At 51.4% G+C, this 25,454-nt stretch carries 22 protein-coding genes; 14 read left to right on the plus strand and 8 right to left on the minus strand.

Translation table 11 applies throughout. The features are described 5' to 3' along the window. Positions 1-61: 61 nt before the first annotated feature. From gnd to P1P86_06510, 5 genes are read right to left on the minus strand one after another with little or no spacing between them, the layout of a single operon-like run. Positions 62-1,516, minus strand: a complete 1,455-nt coding sequence (gene gnd, locus P1P86_06490; protein ID MDF1574825.1) for a decarboxylating NADP(+)-dependent phosphogluconate dehydrogenase — start codon at positions 1,514-1,516, stop codon at positions 62-64. A gap of 44 nt (positions 1,517-1,560) precedes the next feature. Continuing rightward, the gene (gene pdxB, locus P1P86_06495; protein MDF1574826.1) at positions 1,561-2,700 is read right to left on the minus strand and encodes a 4-phosphoerythronate dehydrogenase PdxB; all 1,140 of its coding nucleotides are present in this window, start codon (positions 2,698-2,700) and stop codon (positions 1,561-1,563) included. Next, positions 2,696-3,982, minus strand: coding sequence for a lactate racemase domain-containing protein (locus tag P1P86_06500; GenBank protein ID MDF1574827.1), 1,287 nt, complete (start codon positions 3,980-3,982; stop codon positions 2,696-2,698). Before P1P86_06500 ends, pdxB begins: the two co-directional genes overlap by 5 nt. 1 nt (position 3,983) lies before the next feature. Further along, positions 3,984-4,835 carry an SDR family oxidoreductase gene (locus tag P1P86_06505; protein MDF1574828.1) on the minus strand — a complete coding sequence of 284 codons (852 nt, stop codon included), beginning with the start codon at positions 4,833-4,835 and terminating at the stop codon, positions 3,984-3,986. Further along, positions 4,836-5,897 carry a LacI family DNA-binding transcriptional regulator gene (locus P1P86_06510; GenBank protein MDF1574829.1) on the minus strand — a complete coding sequence of 354 codons (1,062 nt, stop codon included), beginning with the start codon at positions 5,895-5,897 and terminating at the stop codon, positions 4,836-4,838. A gap of 140 nt (positions 5,898-6,037) precedes the next feature. Between P1P86_06510 and P1P86_06515 the strand changes: the two genes are divergently transcribed. Genes P1P86_06515 through P1P86_06535 form a run of 5 tightly spaced genes read left to right on the plus strand, consistent with a single transcriptional unit; the run spans position 6,038 to position 12,526 of the window. After that, the gene (locus tag P1P86_06515; protein MDF1574830.1) at positions 6,038-7,279 is read left to right on the plus strand and encodes a tagaturonate epimerase family protein; all 1,242 of its coding nucleotides are present in this window, start codon (positions 6,038-6,040) and stop codon (positions 7,277-7,279) included. 11 nt (positions 7,280-7,290) lie between these two features. Further along, positions 7,291-8,694: a glucuronate isomerase gene (gene uxaC / locus P1P86_06520; GenBank protein MDF1574831.1), complete on the plus strand. Its 1,404-nt coding sequence runs from the start codon at positions 7,291-7,293 to the stop codon at positions 8,692-8,694. Positions 8,695-8,705: 11 nt separating this feature from the next. After that, positions 8,706-11,339: a DUF5686 and carboxypeptidase regulatory-like domain-containing protein gene (locus P1P86_06525; GenBank protein ID MDF1574832.1), complete on the plus strand. Its 2,634-nt coding sequence runs from the start codon at positions 8,706-8,708 to the stop codon at positions 11,337-11,339. A gap of 11 nt (positions 11,340-11,350) precedes the next feature. Next, entirely contained in the window at positions 11,351-12,004 is a 654-nt protein-coding gene (locus P1P86_06530; GenBank protein ID MDF1574833.1) for a hypothetical protein, read from the plus strand. A gap of 48 nt (positions 12,005-12,052) precedes the next feature. After that, positions 12,053-12,526 (plus strand): S41 family peptidase, encoded by a 474-nt coding sequence (locus tag P1P86_06535; GenBank protein ID MDF1574834.1) that lies wholly within the window; start codon positions 12,053-12,055, stop codon positions 12,524-12,526. Here the strand turns inward: P1P86_06535 and P1P86_06540 are convergent, their stop codons facing one another. Further along, a complete protein-coding gene (locus P1P86_06540; protein MDF1574835.1) occupies positions 12,527-13,204 on the minus strand; it encodes a lysoplasmalogenase in 678 nt (225 codons plus the stop codon). It lies immediately after the preceding gene. 75 nt (positions 13,205-13,279) lie between these two features. Between P1P86_06540 and kduI the strand changes: the two genes are divergently transcribed. From kduI to P1P86_06585, 9 genes are all read left to right on the plus strand, one after another. Beyond that, the gene (gene kduI / locus P1P86_06545; protein MDF1574836.1) at positions 13,280-14,122 is read left to right on the plus strand and encodes a 5-dehydro-4-deoxy-D-glucuronate isomerase; all 843 of its coding nucleotides are present in this window, start codon (positions 13,280-13,282) and stop codon (positions 14,120-14,122) included. Between the two features lie 10 nt (positions 14,123-14,132). After that, a complete protein-coding gene (locus tag P1P86_06550) occupies positions 14,133-14,924 on the plus strand; it encodes a gluconate 5-dehydrogenase (GenBank protein ID MDF1574837.1) in 792 nt (263 codons plus the stop codon). Between the two features lie 190 nt (positions 14,925-15,114). Further along, positions 15,115-15,777 carry a bifunctional 4-hydroxy-2-oxoglutarate aldolase/2-dehydro-3-deoxy-phosphogluconate aldolase gene (locus P1P86_06555; protein ID MDF1574838.1) on the plus strand — a complete coding sequence of 221 codons (663 nt, stop codon included), beginning with the start codon at positions 15,115-15,117 and terminating at the stop codon, positions 15,775-15,777. A gap of 6 nt (positions 15,778-15,783) precedes the next feature. Then, the gene (locus P1P86_06560; GenBank protein ID MDF1574839.1) at positions 15,784-16,761 is read left to right on the plus strand and encodes a TRAP transporter substrate-binding protein; all 978 of its coding nucleotides are present in this window, start codon (positions 15,784-15,786) and stop codon (positions 16,759-16,761) included. A gap of 16 nt (positions 16,762-16,777) precedes the next feature. Then, positions 16,778-17,248, plus strand: coding sequence for a TRAP transporter small permease (locus P1P86_06565; GenBank protein ID MDF1574840.1), 471 nt, complete (start codon positions 16,778-16,780; stop codon positions 17,246-17,248). Positions 17,249-17,252: 4 nt separating this feature from the next. Next, positions 17,253-18,707 (plus strand): TRAP transporter large permease, encoded by a 1,455-nt coding sequence (locus P1P86_06570; protein MDF1574841.1) that lies wholly within the window; start codon positions 17,253-17,255, stop codon positions 18,705-18,707. A gap of 15 nt (positions 18,708-18,722) precedes the next feature. Then, complete coding sequence (locus P1P86_06575) at positions 18,723-20,213, plus strand: FGGY family carbohydrate kinase (protein MDF1574842.1); 1,491 nt, start codon at positions 18,723-18,725, stop codon at positions 20,211-20,213. A 37-nt stretch (positions 20,214-20,250) separates the two neighbouring features. After that, entirely contained in the window at positions 20,251-21,582 is a 1,332-nt protein-coding gene (gene xylA / locus P1P86_06580; protein MDF1574843.1) for a xylose isomerase, read from the plus strand. A gap of 22 nt (positions 21,583-21,604) precedes the next feature. Beyond that, positions 21,605-22,768 (plus strand): lactonase family protein, encoded by a 1,164-nt coding sequence (locus P1P86_06585; GenBank protein MDF1574844.1) that lies wholly within the window; start codon positions 21,605-21,607, stop codon positions 22,766-22,768. A gap of 60 nt (positions 22,769-22,828) precedes the next feature. On the opposite strand, the gene P1P86_06590 is transcribed toward P1P86_06585, so the two are convergent. Beyond that, positions 22,829-23,902, minus strand: coding sequence for a sugar kinase (locus tag P1P86_06590; protein MDF1574845.1), 1,074 nt, complete (start codon positions 23,900-23,902; stop codon positions 22,829-22,831). A 34-nt stretch (positions 23,903-23,936) separates the two neighbouring features. Continuing rightward, entirely contained in the window at positions 23,937-25,355 is a 1,419-nt protein-coding gene (locus tag P1P86_06595) for a sulfatase-like hydrolase/transferase (GenBank protein ID MDF1574846.1), read from the minus strand. Positions 25,356-25,454 lie beyond the last annotated feature (99 nt).

Below are 25,454 nucleotides of genomic sequence, written 5' to 3' on the forward strand. Positions count from 1 at the left end.
AAAAATTGAATAAGGGGGCTGTATCAAAAGGTACAGCCCCTTTTTCTAAGGGAAAAAATACTTAGATGTTGTAGGTGGATGAGCTGGTATCTCCCCCTCTTCCGGTCCAGTTGGTATGGAAAAATTCACCCCGTGGCCTGTCGACGCGTTCATAGGTATGCGCCCCGAAATAATCCCGCTGAGCCTGCAACATATTGGCAGGAAGTCGTTCCGACCGGTAGCCGTCAAAATAATTCAGCGCCGTGGTAAAGGCCGGAACAGGAATCCCATTCACCAGGGCTGTGGCAACCACTTTGCGCCAGCCCTCCTGGGCAGCCTCCACTTTTCCCTTAAAGAAAGGATCCAGCAGCAGGTTAGGGAGGGCAGGATTCCGATCAAAAGCCTCCTTTATTTTGTCCAGGAAGGCCGAGCGGATGATGCATCCCCCTCTCCACAGCAGGGCAATCCCTCCGTAATTCAGTTCCCAGTCATACTCCCTGGCTGCCTCACGCATCAGCGTGTATCCCTGGGCATAGGACACGATCTTGGAGGCATAGAGGGCGCTCCGGATATCCTGGATAAAGATCTCCCGGTCGCCTCCGTAGGAAGGGACAGGACCCGAGAGTAGTTTTGAAGCTTCCACCCTTTCTTCCTTGAGGGCGGAGAGGCACCTGGCAAATACCGATTCCCCGATCAGTGTCAGTGGGATTCCCAGGTTCAGAGCCTCGATCCCGGTCCACTTCCCGGTTCCCTTCTGTCCGGCTGTATCCAGAATCTTCTCCAGCAGGGGTTCTCCATCCTTATCCCTAAAACCCAGAATATCCCGGGTAATCTCAATCAGATAACTGTCCAGCTCCCCTTTGTTCCATTCTGCGAACACATCGTGCATCTCATCTGCACTCATTCCCAGCAGGTTCTTCATAAGGTTGTATGCCTCGCTGATCAATTGCATATCCCCGTATTCAATACCATTGTGCACCATCTTCACAAAATGACCGGCTCCATCTTCCCCCACCCAGTCGCAGCAGGGAGTGCCATCCTCCACTTTGGCCGATATGGCCTGGAAAATATTTTTCACGTGCGGCCAGGCATCCGCCGACCCACCGGGCATGATGGAAGGACCCAGGAGAGCTCCCTCCTCCCCTCCCGAAACGCCGGTTCCAATATACAGCAGGCCTTTGCTCTCCACGTAACGGGTCCGGCGAACGGTGTCCGGAAAATGAGAGTTTCCCCCGTCAATGATTATATCGCCCTTCTCCAGGTGGGGAATCAGTATCTCGATAAAGTCATCCACCGGTTTTCCGGCCTTTACCAGCAGCATCACTTTCCTGGGTCTTTCCAGGGAAGCAATGAACTCTTCCATGGAGTGCGCTCCCTTGAAATTTTTATTCTTTCCCCGGCCGTTCATAAACTTATCCACCTTCTCAAGGGTGCGATTATAAACAGCCACTGTAAAGCCGTTTCGCTCCATGTTCAGCACCAGGTTCTCACCCATAACTGCCAGTCCGATCAGTCCGATATCTGCTTTTGCTTTCATTCTTTTTGCTTTAATTTTTTAATTGATTCTATGATGTTTCATTTTCACATACACTGATCCGACAGGACATCAAATCCCAGTTCCTCCAGGATGCCTCTTAACTCAGGATATCCCTGGAACAGCCGGACCGCAAAGGCAGGCGGTTCCCGTCGAAAGGGGTAATCGCCCCGTAAGATCTCAAAGTGATCCGGAGAGTTCCTGAAGCGTTGATCGTCCAGACCAATATCATAGCCTTTTCTGTATATATCCCATAAGAGCTCTGTAAGCCTGGAATCACCAGCATCGGCAAGTATCTCCGGATGGTCCGGAGCGGGGATACCGTCAGGGGCCCACAAATCCAGTCCCAGATCAAAGAATCGGCTGAGGGAACGAACCGACATGGTGGTGCCATTGGCCTTTCCATCCAGCGAATAACCTGCGATATGCGGGGTTGCCAGTGTAAGGATATCCAGCAGGTCCCTGTTAACGTCCGGTTCGTTTTCATATACATCCAGGATCACATCGGATAATATTCCCTCACGGATCCCTTCCGGAAGTGCCTCCTCATCCACCACGGCTCCTCGGGAAGAATTAAGCAGGATGGTCCCTTTATTCAGGGAAGAAATAAACTCCCTGTCCACCATATGGAAGGTGTTATCCACGCCCCCTTTGTTCAGAGGAACATGCAGGCTGATAATATCCGATTTTTCCTTCAACTCCTCCAGAGTGACAAACTCCGCACTGCCCTCTGCCCGCGTGCGGGGTGGATCATAAAGCAGCACTTTCATTCCAAGCGTCCTGCCTGCATGGGCTACTTTGCTTCCCACATTCCCGACACCGATGACCCCCAAGGAAAGTCCCCTGAGCTCGAAGCGGCGATGGACTGCCAGCCAGAGCAGGGCAGAGACCACATACTGCTCCACCGAAGAGGAGTTGCAGCCCGGGGCATTGGTCCAGCCGATCCCGTTCTCCGTGCAATAGGAGGTATCGATATGATCGTAACCGATGGTAGCCGATGCAATAAACCTGATTGAGGTCCCTTCCAGCAGCTCTCTGTTACACCGGGTACGCGTCCGTATAATTAAAGCATCGGCATCCAGGAGCTGCTTCCGGGAAATCTCACTACCGGGAAGATACTCCACCCTGGCTCTGTCCTCCAGCGCCCCTGCCAGGAAAGGGATTTTATGGTCGGCAACTATCTTAATCATCATCCTTCGTTTTGAACTTATCCTTCCAGGCCCATAATCCCAGTGCAGGATTTGAGATATAGTATACCTGCTCGCCGTCGGGCATGATATTAAATCCATCTCTCATGATCCGGGGATTATAACGGGCCCATGTCTCCTCCAGCTCAGCAAAGCCGTAGTTTACCGCTTCGATCTCCTGCCTTGATAAATGACCGGGGCAGTAAGTTACATGAAACCTCCCCTCCGTGGACCCGTGGATCAGGTGAGCCGCTGCACTCAGATTCTGCTTCAGATCGCTGTTCTCTTCCACGGCTTGTAATATTTCCGGAGTGGTCCGATAGGCGTATTTCCGGATCAGCCGGTCTATTTCAGCATCTTCGCCAAACTCTTTCAGGCCGGGTGCCAGAACCAGCAACTCTCCGCCATCGGCCATGGCCATCCGCGTCCTGTATATACTCTTGTTTCCCAGCCAGGTACTTTTAAATTCACCGGGCTCCAGGTATACCACCACCTTGGAAAGGGGTTCCTCCAGCATCTGGAAATTGACCTTCAGGGAGAGTGCGGAGGCTTTCAAAAAACACTCTTCATCATCCCCGATAAAGAGTCCGCGTACCACCAGATCACCGGAGTGGTTCCGGCCCACCACTGAAAGAATATAAACAATGGGAAGTCCAGCAGCAAAATGGTCCGAAGCATAGTTCAGCACTTCCCTGACCGGCGTTGAGGCCCGGCCCATAATTCGCTCCATCCCGAAAGCAGCTCCCAGGTAATGGCTCTTGTTGATCCCTTCCGGCCCGCCGGTCCCAACAAAAATATTCTTATTGTAATTGGCCATTCCTGTCACCTCATGGGGGACCACCTGCCCGATGGACAGGATCAGGTCGTGCCCGCCCTCCGACAGGAGCCTGTTGACCTGTGCAGGCCAGGAATAGCTGACCCTCCCCTCCGAAACTGTTTCAATAAAGGAGGGGGGCACCTCTCCCAGGGTAACGACATCCTTTCGCCAATCGTGAATCCTGAATAAGGATGGGGGCACCGCCCCATACATCCGGCTGATCTCCTCCCCGGTCATGGCCCGGTGTGTGCCCAGGGCCGGAAGCACATCGGTCAGGTGTCTGCCGAAATACTCCCAGGCGATCTCGGTCATCCGCCCTGCCATACTGTGAACCCTGGTTATATCAGGCGGCACGGCCAGAACCCTCTTCCTGGGACCGATTTTTTGAAATACACCGGTCAGAGCCTTTGCGATCGTCCGGTCTGTGAGCACCTCACCGGGTGCGCCCTGTTCAAAATAGATCATTCTACACTCCTCCAAATGCGTTGTATCCCCCGTCCACCGGGATACAGATTCCGGTAATAAAACGGCTCATATCCGATACGAGATAGAGCAGAGTGCCATTCAAATCGTCCGGCGCCCCAAACACCCCCATGGGAGTATTGGCAATAATCTTCTCCCCCCGGGGTGTCAGAGCGCCTGTATGTTCATCGGTAAGCAGGAAGCGGTTCTGATTGGTCAGGAAGAACCCGGGTGCTATGGCATTCACCCTCACCCCCACTCTGGCAAAATGGACCGCCAGCCATTCGGTAAAGTTATTAATGGATGCTTTGGCTGCCGAATAGGCCGGAATCTTCGTGAGCGGCTTATAGGCATTCATGGAGGAGATATTCAGAACCACCCCGCTCTGGCGCATGACCATATCCCTGGTAAAAACCATGGTTGGAAGAAGGGTTCCCGTGAAATTGAGCTGAAACACCTTTTGAAACCCCTCCAGTTCCAGTCCAAAAAATCCGTCCTCCAGATGATCCAGCTCCCCGACGGTAATCTGTTCCAGTAAGGTAGTGGCCTTTGGAGAATTCCCGCCTGCTCCGTTGATCAGAATATCGATCTCACCCAGCTCTCTCCTTATTTTTTCTCTCACCTTATCCAGGGAGTTCCTGTCCAGCACATCGGCCCTGAATCCATAACTTCTGATCCCCAGTTCGGCCGTAATACCAGAGGCTGCTTTCTTTGCGGCCCCTTCATCAATGTCCAGGATTACTGTAATGACCCCGGCTGCAGCAAGCCCCCTGGCCATGGAGGTCCCCAGCACTCCGCCGCCTCCCGTGATTACACATATTTTGTTCCTTAAGCCAAGCAATGCCGGATGTTCCATCTATTCAGAGGTATTAGTTTGATAAAAACGCAGATTTTCACGGGTGATAATATCAATGGGAAGCCACTGTTTCGCTTCAGGTTTCCGATTAAAAACCACCAGGTTAAACAGGGATAACAAACCCTTGTAGGCCTGTTCTTCAGGCTTTTGAGAAAGCAGGAAGTCGATACGTCCCAGTTTCAGATATTCGATATTTTCCGGAAGCAGGTCATAACCCACCAGCCGGACCCGGTCCCGCCCCGTTTCTTCCAGGAAACGGGCCACCTTATGGACCCTTGAATTGGTCACAAATAGTCCGGAAATATCATGAGCTGCACAAAGCCTGCCCAGCTCCTCCTTCAGCATAAGGTCATCGGCCCCATTCAGATCTATGCTCAGCAGATGTTTCCGTTTACCCTTCAAATGTGCAAAATGATCTCTGAATCCCCTCTCCCTCTCAATGATGTGAGCATAGTGCTCCTTTCTGGCAGACAAATTCACAATGGCCACATCCTTTTCTGGTTCCAATCCGTAAAGGACCAGCCGGGCAGCTACGTAACCGCTTTGATAAGCATCCTGCCCTACAAAACTGCTTACAAAGGCAGAGTCGAGCAGGGAGTTGAAGAGGATCACCGGAAGATTCGCAGCGGCGCAGCGGCCCAGGAATGCCATGGATTCTTCTGTAAAGACCGGGGCAAAAAGGACTCCCTCGGCCTTCTCATAAGGAAAACGATCCAGGATGGCCGTAAAACTCTCCCGGTCTACCTGGTCGAAGTAAAAAGGGTGAAGATGTATATGATTTTGGTCCAGCGCTTCAAGGGCCTGGCGGATCCCCTGTCGTGGCAGCTCCCAAAAGGTATGATCACTAACAACACCCGGCATCACCACAGCCAGGTGGATATCTCGCTTCATGGCCAGTGAACGGGCTGCAATATCGGGTTTGTAGTCGAACTGTTGCAACAGTTTCCGGACCTTCTCACGCGTGGAAGGAGATACCTCTCCGCGATTATGGATCACCCGGTCAACGGTTCCCACGGAAACCCTGGCAATTTCAGCAATATCCTTGATCCTGATCTTAGCCATATACCTTTTATTTCAACAGCCTGCGACAGGCATCCACCTGAAACTGTTCCGCTTTCGTGGACCAAAATTACGTATTTTTTTTAGGAAAAAGTCACTAAATTTCTTAATTTCGTGTCCGTACACGGAAATCCGTTAATCCTATGAAATTAGAGAAGTACTCCCTGGGAATAGGAGACAGGTTCGGTCAGCAGGGACCTGCCCAGCTAAAGGCCCTGATACAGGCCAGAGACCTGGGAATAGAAATGGTCCCGGTATGGAACAAATCAAACCGCGAACACCAGATCGTACGCTCCTCTCCAAAGGATACCCTCCTGGAGGCGGAGACTGCGGTCAGGGAGCTGAATTGGGAACACCCTTATTATGTGGATGCGGACCATATCAATCTGAAGACGGTGGACCCCTTCCTGGATTATGCCAACTTTTTCACCCTCGATGTGGCCGGTTCTATTGGTTCCGGGATCAAGGAGCATGAACTTAGGGAGTTCCTGGAAGTAGCTTCTGCCTATGCAGGAAAACTTGCCATACCCGGGATAAAGAAACCTTTTACAGTAAGCGAAAAACAGCTGATCAAGATCGCCGGGGATTTCCTGGCAGCGGTTCGTGAAGCGGAAGCCATTTATACCCGTATTGCCGGAAGCAAGGGAGCTGACAACTTTATTGCAGAGATCTCCATGGATGAAGTGGAAGAAGCTCAAACACCCGCTGAGCTGTTTTTCATCCTGATGATGATTAGTCATTATGAAATCCCGGCCCAGACCATCGCCCCGAAATTTACAGGCAGGTTTAACAAGGGGGTTGATTATGAGGGCGATGTTAAACGGTTCAGAAAAGAGTTTGAAGAGAACCTGCTGGTCATCGATTTTGCAGTGAAATCCTTCGGACTGCCACCAAACCTCAAGCTGAGTGTGCATTCGGGAAGTGACAAATTCACCATTTACCCCGTCATGGGTGAGCTGATTAAAAAACATAATGCAGGAATCCATGTGAAAACCGCCGGGACCACCTGGCTCGAGGAGCTCGTCGGACTGGCGATGGCCGGCGGGGATGCCTTGCAGATGGCCGGGGAAATCTATCGCAGTGCCTATGAAAGAAGGGAGGAACTGTGCGGACCTTACCAGGCCGTTATTGATATAGATGCTGCCACGCTGCCCGACCCGGAAGAGGTGCTGCATTGGAACAGTCAAAAATTCGCCACCACCCTCAGGCATATTCCCGGCCATCCCAACTACCATCCTGGCTTCCGTCAGCTGCTGCATGTGGGGTATAAGGTGGCTGCAGAGATGGGAGAGGTCTACCTGACCATGATCCGCTCACATGGCGAATTGATTGGCGAACAGGTAAGGAGCAATATTTTTGAAAGACACATACAAAGATTGTTTTAAGGGAACAGCCCATGAAGAAGTTTCTGGACAAAGATTTCCTGCTGGAGAGTGAAACAGCCCGAAGGCTCTACCACGAAGTGGCTGCCGGTATGCCCATTATTGACTATCACTGTCACCTGGATCCCGGACTGATTGCAGAAGATGCGAAATTTGAGAACCTGACTCAGGTCTGGTTGTCAGGGGATCATTACAAATGGAGAGCCATGCGTGCCAACGGGGTGGAGGAGCGATACTGCACGGGAGACGCCTCAGATGAGGAAAAATTCAAAAAATGGGCCGCCACGGTTCCCGACACCCTGCGAAACCCGCTTTATCACTGGACACACCTGGAACTGGAGCGCTATTTTGGTATCCGTGATCTGCTGAATGAGGAGAGTGCTCCCTTCATCTACCAGCAGGCAGGGGAATTGCTTCAATCGGATTCTTTCAGTGTGCGCAAGCTGATTCGGAAGATGAATGTGGAAGTGATTTGTACCACCGATGATCCTGTGGACTCTCTGGAGCACCATCGGAAGATCAGAGAGGATGGATTTGAAACCAGGGTACTTCCCGCCTGGAGACCTGACAAGTCTATGGCTGTGGAAGATCCGGCTGCATACAACCTTTACCTGGACAGACTGGAACAGGCTTCAGATACCTCCATTTCCTCCTATATGGATCTGCTGACCGCACTGCAGGAAAGACACGATTTCTTTCACCAGATGGGCTGCCGCCTTTCGGACCACGGTCTGGAAGTCTTCCATGCTGAAGAATTTGACCACCAGGACATTGAAAAGATTTTTCTAAAGATAAGAAAGGGACGAGCCCTGAATCAGCTGGAAGTGGAGCGTTTTAAGTCTGCCATGCTCATCGAACTGGCCGTCATGGATCATGAAACAGGCTGGACCCAGCAGTTTCATGTAGGTGCTATCCGGAATAATAACAGCCGCCGTTTCCTTGAACTGGGTCCCGACACCGGCTTCGATTCCATAGGAGATCTTTTAATGGCCAGGTCCATGTCCAGGTTCCTGGACCGTCTGGACCAGCAAAACCAACTGACAAAAACCATTGTTTACAACCTCAATCCAAGGGACAATGCCCTGATTCTTACCATGCTCAATAATTTCAACGATGGCCTGATTCCCGGGAAAATGCAGTTTGGTTCAGGATGGTGGTTTATGGATCAGAAATATGGAATGACCGAGCAGTTAAACACCCTCTCTACCCTGGGACTGCTTAGCCGGTTTGTGGGAATGCTGACCGATTCCAGAAGCTTTCTCTCCTACCCGCGCCATGAATATTTCCGCAGGATTCTCTGTAACCTTGTGGGTGGAGATGTGGAACGGGGTGAGATCCCGAACCAGGCTTCCCTGATTGATAATCTGGTAAAGAATGTGTGTTATTACAACGCAAAAGAGTATTTTGCGCTGAAGTAAACAATAAAGCCGTGGTTAATAAAACGATCAGATCGGTAGCCGTATGTCTGTTATTGCTGCTCTTTTTGATCCCTGTAAGATCGCAGGGCATAAAGGGCGAGATCCGGGATTTAAACGGTGATCCGGTTCCCTTCGCCGCCATTTTCATCAAGGAGCTGACCAGGGGAACAACCTGTAATGCACTGGGTTTATTCTCCTTACCACTTCCGGAAGGCAGTTACACCATCTTTTTCCGCAGCCTGGGTTATACAGAAGTCTCACGAAACGTTGAGCTTGGTTCGGAATTCATCGACCTGGTTATTGAGCTACCTCCCCAGACTTACATGATCCCGGAGGTCAGGATCAGCGCCTCGGGAGAGGATCCTGCTTACTGGATCATGCGAAAAACCATCGGACTGGCCAATTACCACCTGAATGAGGTGCTGAATTACCAGGCGGAGATTTATATCAAGGGAAGTGCTCTTCTGGAAAAACTGCCCAGGGCCATTGCGCGGAGAATAGAAGTAAATAACATCCGGGTAGAAGAGGGCGAAGCCTATATGCTCGAATCGCTCAACGAAGTGAAGTTTACGGCTCCCGATAAATACGAGATGCGGGTCATTGCTTCGCAAAACACCCTTCCGGGATACGCGGAAAACGTAAATCCCATGGATTATGTGAATGCCAGTCTCTATCAGCAGCAGATAGAAGGGATTATCTCTCCCCTGGCCCGGAACGCCTTTTCCTATTACCGCTTCAGGTTTGACGGGACCTTCCTGGAGGGCACCCATATTATCAACAAGATCAAGGTGACCCCCAAAAGAAAGAGTCTGCAATTATGTGAGGGCTACCTCTACGTGGTGGAGGATCTCTGGAGCCTGCATTCTGCAGATCTTTCTGTAAACACCATTGCAGGAACCGTAAAACTGAAGCAAATTTTTGCCAATGTGATAATGGATGCCTGGCTGCCGGTCAACCACCAGATCGGGGTGGATGTGGATATTGCCGGTGTCCTGGCCAGTGTGACCTATGTTTCCTCACTGAAGTATTCCGATGTTATTCTGAATCCCAACCTCCCTGAGGCCTATTTCACCAGTACAAAAGGGCTTGAAGAGGAAGAAGAACTGGCCGATGAAGAGCCTGTCTCCAGAGAGCAGGAGAAAATCAACGAACTAATTCAAAAGGAGGAGCTGACAAACCGGGATGTGCAACGTCTGTCCAGGCTCATGGAAAAAGAAGCGGCCAAATCCACACCGGAACCGGAGGGTGGTGACCTGAACCGGACCGGCACCACCTTTACGGTGGCTGACAGCGCGGTAAAGAACGATTCCCTCTACTGGAACGCTGTCCGTCCCATTCCGCTTACTCCCGAGGAGCATATTACCCTGAAGGTGAGGGATTCCATCATAGGTATTCAGAAAGCCTCTGTTCCTTCCGGATCTGACACCATCAGATCCACTCCGCACAGGCAGAAAAGATTCCGGGGTGTTCTCACGGGGCGCACTTATACCAAAAGCAGGGGAAGGCTGCGATTTACCCATGACGGACTGATCGACCTGGACCGGCTTGGATACAATACGGTGGACGGGCTCACCTATGGGCAGGGCTTTCATCTGAACTGGAAACCCGATACCATGCTGACTATGCGTTCCTTCTTCGCAGCGGAATATGCTTTCCAAAGAAAGGCTCCCATGATCACCTGGAACACAGACCTTTTATATGCGCCCCTGGCCCGTGGAAAGCTAGCCCTGTACCTGAATTACACCTCCTCTGATTTCAATGGTTTTTCGGGTATTCCAAAGGCCACCAACATGGTTTATACTCTTTTTTTCAGGGAGAATTATATGAAAAAATATGAGCAGATTGATGCCACCCTCTATAACCGGATCGATGTAGCCAATGGATGGGAGCTGAGCACATCGCTTAGCTATGGGCAGCAAAACAGCCTGGTCAATCATAGTGACTTCTCCTTTTTTCTCAGGAACAAAAAGGATTTCGACCCAAACATCCCCGGAGGTCTTCTGGCGGATGACCCCTCACTGGGAGACTTTCAGAAACTGATGGGGCTTTTGCGGATGGAATTCACACCCAAACAGCCTTACGAGGTCCGAACCTACAGAAAGGATCTGCGTCCATCTCCCTGGCCCACCTTCCTGCTCGAATACCGGCATGCCTTTCCCCTGGAAAATGAGGGATGGTCAGATTTCAGCCTGCTTTCAGCAGGAGTGACACATTCCGTCGAAACAGGGCTCTTATCCACCCTGGACTGGTCCCTGGGTTCCGGATACTTCCTCCATAAGGGAGCCATGCATTTTTCTGACTTCCGGCATTTCAAATCAAGTCCCCTCTACATCGATATAGCAGGCTTTGAAGATGCCTTGATGCTTTTGGATTATTACGAAGCCAGTACCTCCGAGTACTGGGTGCATGCAGATGCCAGGCTCACCTCTTCCTACCTGATGCTCAAGTTTCTTCCCTGGTTCAGTGAGCGGCTCTGGAAGGAGTCGCTGGGAGTCACTTATCTTTATACACCGCAGGCCCCTCACTACATTCAGATGGGCTACAGCCTGAACGAACTGTTCTTCCTGATGGATCTGGGCCTCTATGTAGGTTTCCAGGAGGGAGCCTACAAAGGCTTCGGAGCTCGTGTTAATTTCAGGTTTTAGAGACTTTCTGCATGAACCGTAAGCCGACCCTGATCCTGCTGCTCCTGCTTCTTTTTCCAGGAATCCATGCCCAGCCTGGGAATGAGATCGATTGGGAATATGAGATTGATCTGCTGGCCAGGGAACTGGCAGCGAAACACCCCGGGCTCTTGTCCGTCGAGCTTCAACAGGTTCTTGCAGCCATGGGAGATGCCCAGACCCAGGTCAATTACCATTTTCTGATAGACAAATTTAGGATTCTGCCCTTGGAATTATACTGGTTTGAGGACGGGATTTATGTCCTGGAGACCGATAAGCAGTATGAGCCTGCCCTGGGAAAAAAACTGACCGCTGTCAACGGCTTTCCCCTGGATACTGTAATTGATTCACTGGCCACCTTGCTGGACAATAATAACCAGTCTGTGCTGAAAAACAGCATTCCCCGCATGCTTACCTGGTATCAATTACCGGAGCACTTTGGTTTTGCCTCTAAAGAAAAGCTCACTTTAACTTTCAGTGGCAGTCCGGAGAAAACCCTCCATGTGGCGCTGCCCTGTAAACCGGGAGAGCTGGTGACGGTTCAGCCTCCATCGCTCCCCCTGGGGTGGCAGGATCAGAAAAGCTATTTCCGGGACCACTATTTTGAAAACGAGCATATCTACTACATCCAGTACAACCGCTGCTGAAGCCGGGAGGCAGAAGAGGATTACGGCTCGGGTGCGTCGGCCCTGTTTATGCCCTCCTTCAAAGAGTTTGAAAAACAGGTCATCCGGGTACTCAGGAAAAAAGAAATTGACAAGCTGGTATTTGATCTGCGCTTCAACGGGGGCGGACATTCCCGCCAGGGAACTGAATTTATAAGAAAAATATGCCGTTCGCTGCCTGAAAACAAGGGAGAGGTCTTTGTGCTGATAGGCAGAAGCACCCGTGAAGCTGCCATCATCAACGCCGTTGATTTTATGAAAAGCACCAGGGTGATCCTGGTGGGAGAAGAGACCAGTGGGACAGCGAATCATTTCGGGGATGTCAAACGTTTTGTGCTTCCCGAATCCAGGCTGATTATCAGCCACCCGAGCACCTACTATTCCCTTCTGGAGGAAGATCGCCCGTCGATGGAACCCGACCTTCACACGCCCATGGATTTCAAGCAATATATGAGTGGCACCGATCCGGCCCTGGAGGCCGTTCGCCGGTACAAACAACCTTAGCTATTCCTCCAGGATCAATCCACGCATAATCAGGTACTGTGCTGCTATATAGCTAAGCATGATCAGGAACCCGGCCAGGGGGATCTCGCTGTGGAACTTGTTAAATGCGATCAAACTGTCAGACAGCAGGAACAGCAAGGATCCTGCAAAGACCAGTTTGAAACTGCTGTCCCCTACCCTGCCCGAGCGGTTAAGAGCCGTCATGGACATCAGCATCAGTGAAATAGCGTAGATAGCAATCACAGGTTTCATCATCCCCTCCAGACCAGGGAAGAGCAGGACCAGCATTCCGGCCACATAGGCCATAAAGAAAACGGAAAGCCAGGGTCTTCTTTGCAGCAAGCCCTTTCCTCCTGTTTCACTGTATCGGGCAAAGGTGTAGATATAGCTAAGCTGTGCAAGGAAAAACCCTCCCACTCCTGCGAAGAAAAATAATTCATTTTTTCCAGACAACATCAGAAAATTATCGCCTGCCCAGGAGAAGAAAAAAGCCAGCAATACCGGAATGCTTAAAGCACTTTTCCTCATGTATAGCAGAAAATAGACGGCCATCCAGATCATGATCAGGGGTTTCACAAAGTACTCCATCTGGATATTGTCAAGTAGTCTGCCAAGGAGTTCAACCAGGACAATCACCGCAAACAGCAGATGCATCATCAGGGAGGTATTCTTTTTCATGGTTCTGTTATTTATACAGGTAAATATAGCAGCCCTTTTAGTAACTTTAGTCCCGTACCAGTAAAAAACTGAAATATGAGTAAAATCCATTATGAAGTGAGATTTTCGAATCATCCCGAAGATACCAGACTATACGGGACCGGGAGATTGAGGAAAGAGTTCCTGGTAGAGAAATTGATGGTACCCGGAGAAATCCATATGGTTTATTCAATGAACGACCGTTATATCGTGGGGGGGGCGGTTCCTGTCTCCGAACTGGAACTGACCGGCATCGATCCGCTGAGATCAGCCTATTTTTGTGAACGCCGGGAGCTGGGCATCATCAATGTGGGGGGAGCGGCTACCATCCGGGTAGACGATATCGAATATGACCTGGACTATAAGGAAGCCCTCTATGTGGGTGCGGGATCCCGGCATATCAGGATGATCAGCAGAGTGGAGGAGAGACCGGCACATCTCTATTTCAATTCAGCTCCTGCCCATCAGTCCTATCCATCCAGAAGAGTTACCCTGGCAGATGCTGAGGTGGCAGAACTGGGAAGCCTGGAGCAATCCAATGCCAGAAAGATCAATAAGCTTCTGGTCCATCCGCTGGTAAAGACCTGCCAGTTGCAGATGGGGATGACCGAATTAAAACATGGATCCGTATGGAACACCATGCCGCCTCACCTGCATGACCGCAGGATGGAAGCCTACTTCTATTTTGAGCTTCCTGAAGGGCAGGCGATCTGTCACTTTATGGGTGATCCAAAGGAGACCAGACATATCTGGCTGCAGAACGAACAGGCGGTCATTTCTCCTCCATGGTCCATCCATTCCGCAGCAGGGACAAGCAACTATATCTTTATCTGGGGAATGGCCGGGGAGAATCTGGATTACGCAGACATGGATATGTTTCAACCCGATGAATTGCGCTAATACTTAAGGCATGTCGCAGCTACTATTTGATCTGAAAGGAAAAACAGCCCTGATCACAGGGGGGACCCATGGACTGGGCATGGCCATTGCCACAGGACTGGCAGAGGCGGGGGCCTCTATTATTATCAACGGCCACAGTCCGGCTAAACTTGAGTCTGCCCGGCAAACCTATGCCAATAAGGGGATCAGCGCCCACACCTATCTGCTTGATATACGCGATGAAGCTGAAGCAGAGAGGATCATTCCCATCATGGAAAAGGAGGCGGGCCCCATTGATATTCTGGTTAATAACGCGGCCATTATCAAAAGAATTCCGATCCTGGAGATGAAAGCAGCGGATTTCCGGGAAATCCTGGATGTAAACCTGACCGGCCAGTTTATCATGGCAAAAGCAGTGGCCAGGGGGATGGTCAGGCGCAGGAGCGGGAAAATCATCAATATTTGCTCCATGATGAGTGAACTGGGAAGGGATACTGTTTCCGCCTATGCTGCTGCCAAAGGCGGATTGAAAATGCTCACCCGGAACATGGCCACCGAATGGGCCAGATACAACATCCAGATCAACGGCCTGGGCCCGGGCTACTTTGCCACCGAGCAGACCGCTCCTCTGCGTGCTAAAGGACATCCTTTAAATGAATTTATTATTGCCCGGACACCGGCCGGCAGATGGGGAAATCCGGAAGACCTGGCCGGAACAGCCGTATTTCTGGCCTCCCGAGCATCCGATTTTGTAAACGGTCAGATTATTTATGTAGATGGAGGAATCCTGGCCACCATTGGAAAACCTTCCAACGAAGAATAAGATGAGCAAAACAAGCATCCTGTGCCTTTTCCTGTCTAAGCTATTAAAAAGTATTTAAAGGCTGAGGCTGAAAGATGGACCCGGGCGGTGGTCCCTGCGAATTGAGTTATTTGTTTTATGGCAAGAATTATATCTTTACCCGATAAACTCTACTTTAAAATCTGCAAGCCGTTATTCTAAAAGCCATACCATGAAGAGACTTGATGTTGTACTGAGCATGAGGGAGACTGGAGCGATCCCCCTTTTCTACCATCCCGATATTGAAGTCATGAAAGAGGTAATCTCCGCATGCTACCGTGGAGGTATGAACATCTTCGAGTTCACCAACCGGGGCGATATGGCACATGAGCTTTTTGCAGAACTGGTCGTCTGGGGCCGCAAAGAGTTGCCCGGTCTGATCCTGGGTGCAGGGACGGTGGTTGACGCCGGAACCTGCTCGCTTTATATCCAGACAGGGGCCAGATTTATTGTATCCCCCCTGCTCAATGAGGAGATGGCCCGGGTATGCAACCGCCGTAAGGTCCTCTGGGTCCCCGGATGCGCCACTGCCTCTGAAATCGGGAGAGCCGAAGAGCTTGGGGCCGAGCTGGTGAAACTCTTTCCAGGTCCCACCGTAGGAGGAGCCGATTTCTTAAAAGCCTACCTGGGGCCCTGTCCCTGGTCCAGTATCATGCCCTCGGGAGGAGTATCTCCCACCCTTGAAAACCTCAGCGGATGGTTCAGGGCCGGCGCATTCTGTGTGGGGATGGGTTCCCGGTTGATTACCGGGGAGATCATCAGCCAGGCGAATTATAAGCTCCTGGAAGAGACCGCCAGAGAGGCCATGGAGATCATCCGAAATCTGAAGGGATAAGTGCATATGAAGATCCGCTCAATACTTATTCTGCCTCTTTTTCTGTGTTTAGTTGCCGGTTGCAGAACTCAGCAGCAGGGAGAGGCTCTGAAACTGGCCCACGGGCTCGATCCCTCCCACCCGGTGCACAGTGCCATGGTCTATATGGCAGAAAGGTGCCGGGAAATCTCAAACGGTGCATTAACCATTGATATATACCCCAGCGGTCAGCTTGGGTCTGAACAACAGTGCGTGGAGCTCCTGCAGATTGGCAGCCTGGCCATTACCAAAGTTTCGGCCGCAGTCATGGAAAGTTTTACCGAAGAGTTCAAGGTCCTGGGCCTGCCTTACGTGTTCAGGTCCAAGGAGCACTCCTTCCAGGTTCTGGACGGAGAGATCGGGGATGAATTACTGCTAAGTACGGAACCCTTCTGGATCAGGGGCCTCTGCTTCTACGATGCAGGAAGCCGGAGTTTTTACACCATTGACAAACAGATCAATCACCCTGATGATTTGAAGGGCTTAAAAATCAGGGTCATGAAAAGCATCACTGCCATGGAAATGGTTAAAGCCCAGGGGGGCTCCCCCACCCCGATCTCCTGGGGTGAACTTTACACAGCCCTGCAAAGCGGTGTGGTGGACGGTGCCGAGAACAATCCTCCCAGTTTCTATACCAGTCACCACTACGAAGTCTGTAAGTACTACAGCCTGAACGAACATACCATGGTACCCGATGTACTTATTATCAGTCAGAAGGTATGGGGAAAACTCTCTGCCCGGGAACAAAGCTGGCTGCAGCAGGCGGCCGACGAGTCGGTTCCGGTTCAGAGAAAACTCTGGGCCGAATCCGAAAAAATGTCCCTGGAGATCGTTAAGGAGGCTGGAGTTGTGATCAGCTATCCCGACAAGGCACCCTTTTCAGAGAGGGTCACTGAATTGCTGGAATCGTACCGGGAAAATGAAAAACTGTATGATCTGATCACCCGGATCAGGGAAGTACAATAGTGACAAAGCTGTGCCAATGAGAAAATTTCAATATAAGTTAAACAGAGTGCTGGAGCTAAGCCTGGTCATCCTGATGACCATCCTGGTGCTGGATGTGCTCTGGCAGGTATTCAGTCGTTACCTGCTCTCCTCTCCCAGCTCATTTACAGATGAACTCGCCGGCTTCCTTTTAATCTGGGTGGGGGTGCTGGGTGCAGCCTATGTTGCCGGCAGAAAGGAACACCTGGCCATCGATATCCTGGTTCAGAGATCGCCGCCAGGCAGGCAGCGCCTGCTGCTTTTCATCATTCACTCCCTGATCTTTTTGTTTGCCCTCTCGGTCATGGTCACCGGCGGAGTGGTATTGATGTATACCCGCTTTGCCCTGCAGGTAAAATCAGCAGCCCTTCAGCTTCCACTGGGCTATGTTTATGTGGTGCTTCCCATCAGCGGACTGATCATCATGTATTACGAAGTGCTGCATATCCTTCAATTAAAAAAAACCTGATCGCATGGAAGTTCTGGTGCTTGTCCTCAGCTTTGCTCTCCTCTTACTGATCGGAGTGCCCATTGCCTTCAGTATAGGCATCTCCGGGATCCTGACCATGTTGCTCTCCATCGACACCGTGCCGGCCCTGACCACTTTCGCCCAGCGGATGGCTACCGGTCTGGACAGCTTTGCCCTGCTGGCCATTCCTTTCTTTGTGCTGGCAGGAGGTATCATGAACAGCGGAGGGATTGCCATGCGGCTAATCAACTTTGCCAGGGTACTGGTGGGTAAACTTCCTGCCGGACTGGCCTTTGTAAATGTGATTGCCAATATGCTTTTTGGTGCTATTTCAGGTTCTGCCGCAGCGGCTACTTCCGCCATAGGCAGTATCATGGGACCTGAAATGAAAAAGGAAGGATATGATGAGAGTTTCAGCACCGCTGTCAATATCACCTCGGCCACCACAGGGCTTACCATCCCTCCCAGTAATATCCTGATTATATATTCCCTGGCCAGCGGCGGGGCCTCCATTACCGCACTCTTCCTGGCCGGATATATCCCAGGAATACTCACGGGACTCGGAATCATGCTGGTTGCCATGTCGATGATGGTTTTGAAAAACAGGGGACTGAAAGGGCTGACTGCCCTGCTGGGCAAGGTGCTCCTGGTCTCTGTGGCCCTGGTGGGAGCCGGGATCGGACTGAAAGCGGTGCATGGAGTTTCTGTTATGGCTTTCAGGGGACTTATTTACGCCCTGTTCACCCTGTTCCTGGCATATTCGGTCTACAAGTCGGCCACCAACTGGTCATTTTTCAAATTCGCCATCAGGAAATTTATCGATGCCCTGCCATCCTTGCTAATGCTGGTCATTGTCATTGGAGGAATCGTAGCTGGCTTTTTCACTGCTACCGAAGCATCGGCCGTGGCCGTACTCTATGCACTGATCCTTGCCCTGATCTATAAAGAGATCAGCCTGAAGAATCTTCCGGCTATCATTCTGAAATCGGTGCGCACCACCTGTATTGTGCTGCTGCTGGTGGCCACCAGCATCGGGATGTCATGGATCATGTCTTATGAAAACATCCCGCAAAATGTAAGCAACGGTCTGTTGAATCTCAGCGACAATCCCCTGATTATCCTGCTGGTTATCAATTTTATCCTTCTCGTTGTGGGAATTTTTATGGATATGACTCCGGCTGTTCTGATTTTCACTCCCATTTTTTTGCCAGTTGTTTCCGCCCAGCTGGGCATGGATCCCGTCCATTTTGGTATTATCATTGTACTGAACCTCTGCGTGGGGATCTGCACCCCGCCTGTGGGATCTGTCCTGTTCATCGGTTGCAGTGTGGCAAATCTGAAAATTGAGCAGGTGATCAAACCCCTGCTGCCCATGTTTATCATCATGATAGTGGTCCTGATGCTGGTAACTTACATTCCCTCACTGAGCCTTTGGCTCCCCAATCTGCTTATGAAATAATTGAACCAACTCGCTATGTACTTACTTGGATATGACGTCGGAAGCTCTTCGGTGAAAGCCAGCCTGATCAATGCAGAATCCGGGCGGCAGGTAGCTTCAGCCTTTTACCCCAAAAAGGAAATGAAAATTGATGCACCCATGGCCGGCTGGGCCGAACAGGATCCGGAACAATGGTGGACCAATCTGAAGCTTGCCACCAATGACGTGATGCAGTCTGCAGAGATTGATCCCTCCTCCATCAAATCCATTGGCATTGCCTACCAGATGCACGGACTGGTACTGGTAGACAAGGATCACCAGCTGCTTCGTTCCTCCATCATCTGGTGCGACTCCCGGGCTGTTTCCCATGGCGACCATGCCATGGAGAAAATCGGTCAGGAGCTCTGTCTTTCTCACCTGCTGAACTCCCCTGGAAATTTCACGGCTTCCAAACTGAGCTGGGTCATCATGAATGAGCCTGATATCTACGAAAAAGCATACAAATTCATGCTGCCGGGTGACTATATAGCCATGAAGCTGACCGGGGAGATCAATACGACGATATCAGGTCTGTCAGAAGGAATCATGTGGGATTTCCAGAAAAACTCCCTGGCAGATTTTCTGCTGGAATACTACGGAATCCATAAGCACCTGGTCCCCGATATTGTACCCACCTTTTCAGAGCAGGGACGTCTCACCAGACCAGCTGCCGAAGAACTTGGACTGGTGCCCGGAATCCGGATTGCCTACCGTGCCGGCGACCAGCCCAACAACGCATTTTCCCTGAATGTGCTGAATCCCGGCGAAATAGCTGCCGCCGCTGGCACCTCCGGAGTGGTTTACGGGGTAAGTGATGAAGTAAAGTATGATCCGCGAAGCAGGGTTAATACCTTTGCTCACGTAAATCACAGTCCGGAACTAAACAGGCTGGGGGTGCTGCTATGCATCAACGGCACCGGAATACAATATTCCTGGCTGAAGCAACACCTGGCCCGGAGGGAAATGAATTATCCGGCCCTGAACGACCTGGCGCTTGACGCGCCCATCGGCTCAGAAGGACTCCTGATGCTTCCCTTCGGGAACGGCGCCGAACGAATGCTGGGAAACAAAGATGTGGGGGCCACCATAAAAAATATTAATTTTAATATTCATAACAGTTCCCATCTGGTAAGAGCAGCCCAGGAAGGTGTGGCCTTCTCCATGCATTATGGAATGGCGATCCTGAAGGAGACAGGCATTCATCCCTCGGTGATCAGGGCCGGGATGGCCAATATGTTCCTGAGCCAGGTTTTCAGAGAGACCCTGGCTGAAATATCCGGGGCTACCATCGAATTGTATGATACCGACGGCTCCATTGGAGCAGCCAACGGGGCCGGAATCGGATCCGGCACATACGCATCATTCGAAGAGGCCTTTGAGAACCTGAATATGAGAATGGTCATTGAACCTTCACACCGGCATTCCGAAGAGTACGCGGACGCTTATAACAAATGGAGCGAGGTCCTGGAAAAAAATATTCATATATAGTGTCTGATATTCAAATAATCGATTAAATAAAAATGCAATGGACTACTTATTAGGAGACAAAGAGTATTTCCCGGGCATCGGGAAGATCCAATTCGAAGGCAGGGAATCGGATAATCCCCTGGCTTTCAAATTCTATGACGAAAACCGGGTAGTGGCTGGAAAACCCTTGAAAGAGCATCTGCGCTTTGCCATAGCCTACTGGCACACCTTCTGCGGAACCGGCGAGGATCCCTTCGGACCAGGTACCCAGATCTTTCCCTGGGCTGCAGAAAAAGATGGCATCCGGGGGGCCAAAAATAAGATGGATGCAGCCTTTGAGTTTTTCACCAAGATTGGAGCGCCCTATTATTGTTTTCATGATATCGACCTGGTCCCGGAAGGAGAGTCGCTGAGTGAGTATGAGTCCAATATGAAGGCCATCGTGGAATATGCGGGTCAGAAGCAGGCAGCCTCCGGTGTCAAACTCCTGTGGGGTACTGCCAATGTTTTCTCCAATCCCCGCTATATGAACGGGGCGGCCACCAATCCCGATTTCCACGTACTTCCCTGGGTGGCCACCCAGGTGAAAAATGCCCTGGATGCCACCATAGCCCTGGGTGGTGAAAACTATGTTTTCTGGGGAGGACGGGAAGGTTATATGTCCCTTCTGAATACAGATATGAAGCGCGAACAGGAGCACCTGGCCAGATTCCTGCATATGGCCAGGGACTATGCGCGAAAAAATGGATTTATCGGTCCCTTCCTGATCGAACCCAAACCCATGGAACCCACCAAGCACCAGTATGATTTTGATACCGCTACCGTAATCGGATTCCTGCAGAAACACGGTCTGGATGGTGACTTCAAAATGAATATCGAAGTGAACCATGCCACCCTGGCGGGCCACACCTTCCAGCACGAGTTGCAGGTGGCCGTGGATAACGGGCTCTTTTGCTCCATAGATGCCAACCGGGGCGACTACCAGAATGGCTGGGATACAGACCAGTTCCCCATCAATCTGTACGAATTGATTGAAGCCATGCTGCCCATCGTGGAGGCAGGCGGATTTAGCTCGGGCGGGATTAATTTTGATGCAAAGACGCGACGCAACAGCACCGATCTGGAGGATATCTTTATCGCCCATATTGCCGGCATGGACGTTTTTGCCAGGGCCTTTGAGATCACCCTGGAATTGCTGGAGAAATCAGCCTTCAGAAAGATGAGGGCAGATCGTTATGCCTCCTTTGACAGTGGTGACGGAGCCAGGTTCGAGCAGGGAAAACTGAAGCTGGAGGAGCTCAGCGCCCTGGCAAAGCTCCATGGCGAGCCCAGACAGATCTCCGGAAAACAGGAACTTTATGAATCCCTCATCAACCAGTATATGAAGTAAATCATATTCTTAACTAAAAGGTATGAAACAACTAAGCTTATTCATAAATACCAGCCTTCTGGCACTATCGACCATGGCTCTGATCAGCTGCACAGGAAGTACAGAACCTGCCCAATCCCTGAATTTTTATGTGGGTTCTTCCAAGGGGAGCCTTTCTCATTCCATTTACCTGTGCAGACTTGATCCTGCTGCTCAGGAGTTTACAGTGGCGGACTCCTTTGCGGGTGCCCGGGGAGGGTCCTACCTGGCTCTCTCTCCCGGAAACCATTACCTCTTTTCCATTAACCAGGCATCGGTGAACGGACAGGGGAACGAGTCCAGTGTGAGCTCCTTTGCCATTGATCCCGCCGATCTCAGTCTGAAACTCATCAACAGCAGGAGCAGCAAAGGTTCAGGCATATGCCATATCCATTGCAGCCGGACGGGAGACTATATTTTCGCAGCCAACTATGGCAGCGGTCATGTCTCGGCGCTACCGGTAAGGGAGAACGGGGAAATCGGGACAGCCAGCTCGGTGGTTAGCGGTGAGGGAAGTGGCCCGGTGAAAAGCAGGCAGGAGGGTCCGCATGCACACCAGGCAGTCCTGGATCCCGGGCAGAATTTCCTGCTGGTTCCCGACCTGGGAACGGACAAGGTGTTTCTCTATTCCTTTGATGAGAAGAGTGGGATCCTGAGCCCGAACCCGGCACAAGCCTTCTTTGAACTGGCCCCGGGAGCTGGTCCCCGCCACCTGGCCTTTCATCCGGACGGACATTCCCTCTATATCGTGAACGAGCTGAACTCCACCCTCACCGCCTGTAGTTATGAGGGCAGCAAGGGGCGCATCAAGGAACTGAATACCGTCCTTACGGTGGACAGTACCCACCAGGGAATGAGATATCCGGCAGCCGTCAGGGTACACCCCAATGGAAAATACCTGTACGCTTCCACCCGAGGAGAAAACTCCTGCATAAGTACCTTTAAAATCAGGGAGGACGGCACTGTCTCAAGAATCCAGGTGGTGGAGCAGGTACCCGCCTGGCCCAGGGATTTCAACCTGGATCCTTCCGGAAAGATAATGCTGGTGGCCGGGGAGCGTTCGGATGAGATCATGCTCTATCTGGTTGATCCCCTGAGCGGCATCCTGACAAAGACCGGTGCGGTGGTAAAATTGCCTGCTCCTGCCTCCATCCTCTTTGTTCCCTGATCCATGAGATAAGGATCGGAAAAAGTTCGGCCTGTCAATCTTACGGAATATCAATAATTGCTAGCGCTGCACTCTGGCATTCCCCTGCCAGATGCTCCATATTTGTTCCTCATCGGCCGGTTGGGCATAATCGCTTTCCAGGGTGGCCACCAGCGCCCCGGCAGCCCAGCCAAACTGGATCCACTTAACAGGTTCCCACCCCTTCAGGATGGCATAGAGCATTCCGCTGACAAAACCGTCTCCACCGCCTATGCGGTCATACACATAGATTTCCCGAGGTTCGACCACGTGCCAGTTGCCCATTTCAGAGATAATTCCGCCCCACATATGCCTATTGGCGCTGATCACCTGGCGAAGGGTGGTTGCGTATACGGAAACATCCGGGAAAGACTCCTGAACGCGATGAATCATTCCCTTAAAGCCCTCAATCTTTGCTCCCAGCTCCTTTCCTCCAGCTTCAGGGCCCTTAATACCCAGGCAGAGTTGAAAGTCCTCCTCGTTCCCGATAAGAATATCTGAAATAGAAGCGATCCGGGTAAAAACCTCATGCAGCTGCTTTTCCCTGCCCTCCCAGAAAGAAGCCCGGTGGTTCAGGTCGAAAGAGATACGGGTGCCGTGCTTTTTTGCAGCCCTGGCAATCTCCAGGCAGAACTGACTGGTTTCCGGCGACAGTGCCGCAATAAGTCCCGAAAGATGTACAATCTTTGCACCCTCATCTCCAAATATACGGTCCAGGTCAAAGTCCTTCACATCCAGCCTTCGCCCTACCTCTCCGGCCCGGTCGTTGTATACCCGGGGGCCGCGTGATCCGGAACCTGAATCCGCGATATTGATCTGGTGCCGGTAGCCCCATGGGTTTCCCTGTTCGACCTCCGGACCTTCAAATTCCATGTGCCGGCTGGCCAGGTTGTCCTTGATCTTTCTGGCAACAGGGCTCCCTTTAACAAAATTGGTCAGGATTTTCACCGGCAGGCCCAGGTAAGAGGCGGTGCTTCCTACATTGGATTCTGCACTTGTTACCTGCAATTTAAAGAGCTCACTGCTGTGTACAGGCTGACCGTTTACCGGGGTGATCCGGATTCCCATGCTGGTGGGGATGATCATGGCATATTTAGCATCTTTTCTCAGTTCCATAACTTCAGTTTTTCAATTGGAAATATAGTTCTTTTTACAAACCGAAGAAACCCGGTTCCAGCTTCAGGGTATCGGCCATCTGGTCCTGGGTCTCCTGTAATTTAACGAACATGCTCCGGACCCGGTCCTGCTGTCCGGTGGCTCCGGCCAGGTCGAAGCGTTCCGCGGGATCATTGAGCAGATCAAATAGCCTGATCACTCCGGCCCCCGGGTAGACGATCAGTTTATAGTCATCGATCCGGATCATCCGTTGCAGGTCCATATAGGCTCCGTATATTTCAGGGTAAGCGGTGGTCGTGTTCTTCGCCTCAATCACAGGCCTCAGGCTCTTGAAATCCACCCACTCGGGAACGGTACCTCCTGCATACTCAATCACCGTGGGCATGATATCCTGCAGGTATACCACCCTCTTCTCCCGATTCCCTGCAGGTATTCCCGGACCCGCTACCATCAGGGGCGAACGCATGCTGTGATCGTACATATTCTGCTTTCCCATCAGTCCATGCTGTCCCACCGACAGTCCATGATCGGCCGTGAAAAAAATATAGGTGTTATCTGCCTGCCCGCTCTCCTCGAGATGGTCAAGGATCCGACCGATCTGGGCATCCAGATGAGAGATCAGGGCATAGTATTCCTGACGGTGAACCTTTACGGCATATCCGGTTCTTGGAAAGGGGGCCAGCTTTTCATCGCGGAGGGTGGCAGCGCATCCTATTTCATCTTTAAAAGGATACTCCGGTAAAAAATTACCGGGAACAGAGATACTGTCCAGCGGATAGAGATCCACATACTCTTTGGGCGACTGGCGCGGATCGTGCGGCGCATTAAAGGCCACATACATAAAGAAAGGATTTTCTGAGAGCTTTGCCTGGTCAAGAAAACCCATGGTTTCATTGGCCACCACCTCACTCCAGTGAATACCTCCCTCCCAGAATCCTCCGAAAGCAGTGTCCCAGGGGGTCCACTCCCAATCATCCTGATCCAGGGGCCGGTCGTACATCTCCGGTACGGCCCCGGGCATTCCTCCCCTGACCGTTCCCACCCGTCTGAAAACCTCGGGCGGAGGGATGTTCACGTGCCACTTTCCTGTCATATAAGTGTCGTAACCCAGTCGCTCCATCTCCTTGCTCCATAATTGTCCGGTGGCAGCCAGGCTGTCCAGTTTGTTCTCCAGGGTACGGGCTCTCCAGAGGAACCTGCCGGTATTGAACATGGTACGGGAAGCCACACAGACTGCCCCATGCCATCCTCCCATATTATAGGCGGTGGTAAAGACGGTTCCCTGTCTGGCCAGTTCATCCAGAGTGGGGGTCTGCAACTCCGGGTTTCCCAGTTCCCGGATGGTATTGTAGCTTTGATCATCGGCTAGGATAAAGAGGATATTTGGCGCTTCCCTCCTGCCGCAGGAGAGAAGCAGGGCTGTTACTGTAAATCCAAGGATAAACCTAAACATGACTTATACTTTTTAACGGGTTTTCTATCTTTAACATAAAAGCCATCACCTGCACGAAACTCAGGCTTTGGGTCGTCCGATGCAGTTTTCTGACCTGGT

Source organism: Bacteroidales bacterium (genome assembly GCA_029210725.1).
Taxonomy (GTDB): Bacteria; Bacteroidota; Bacteroidia; order Bacteroidales.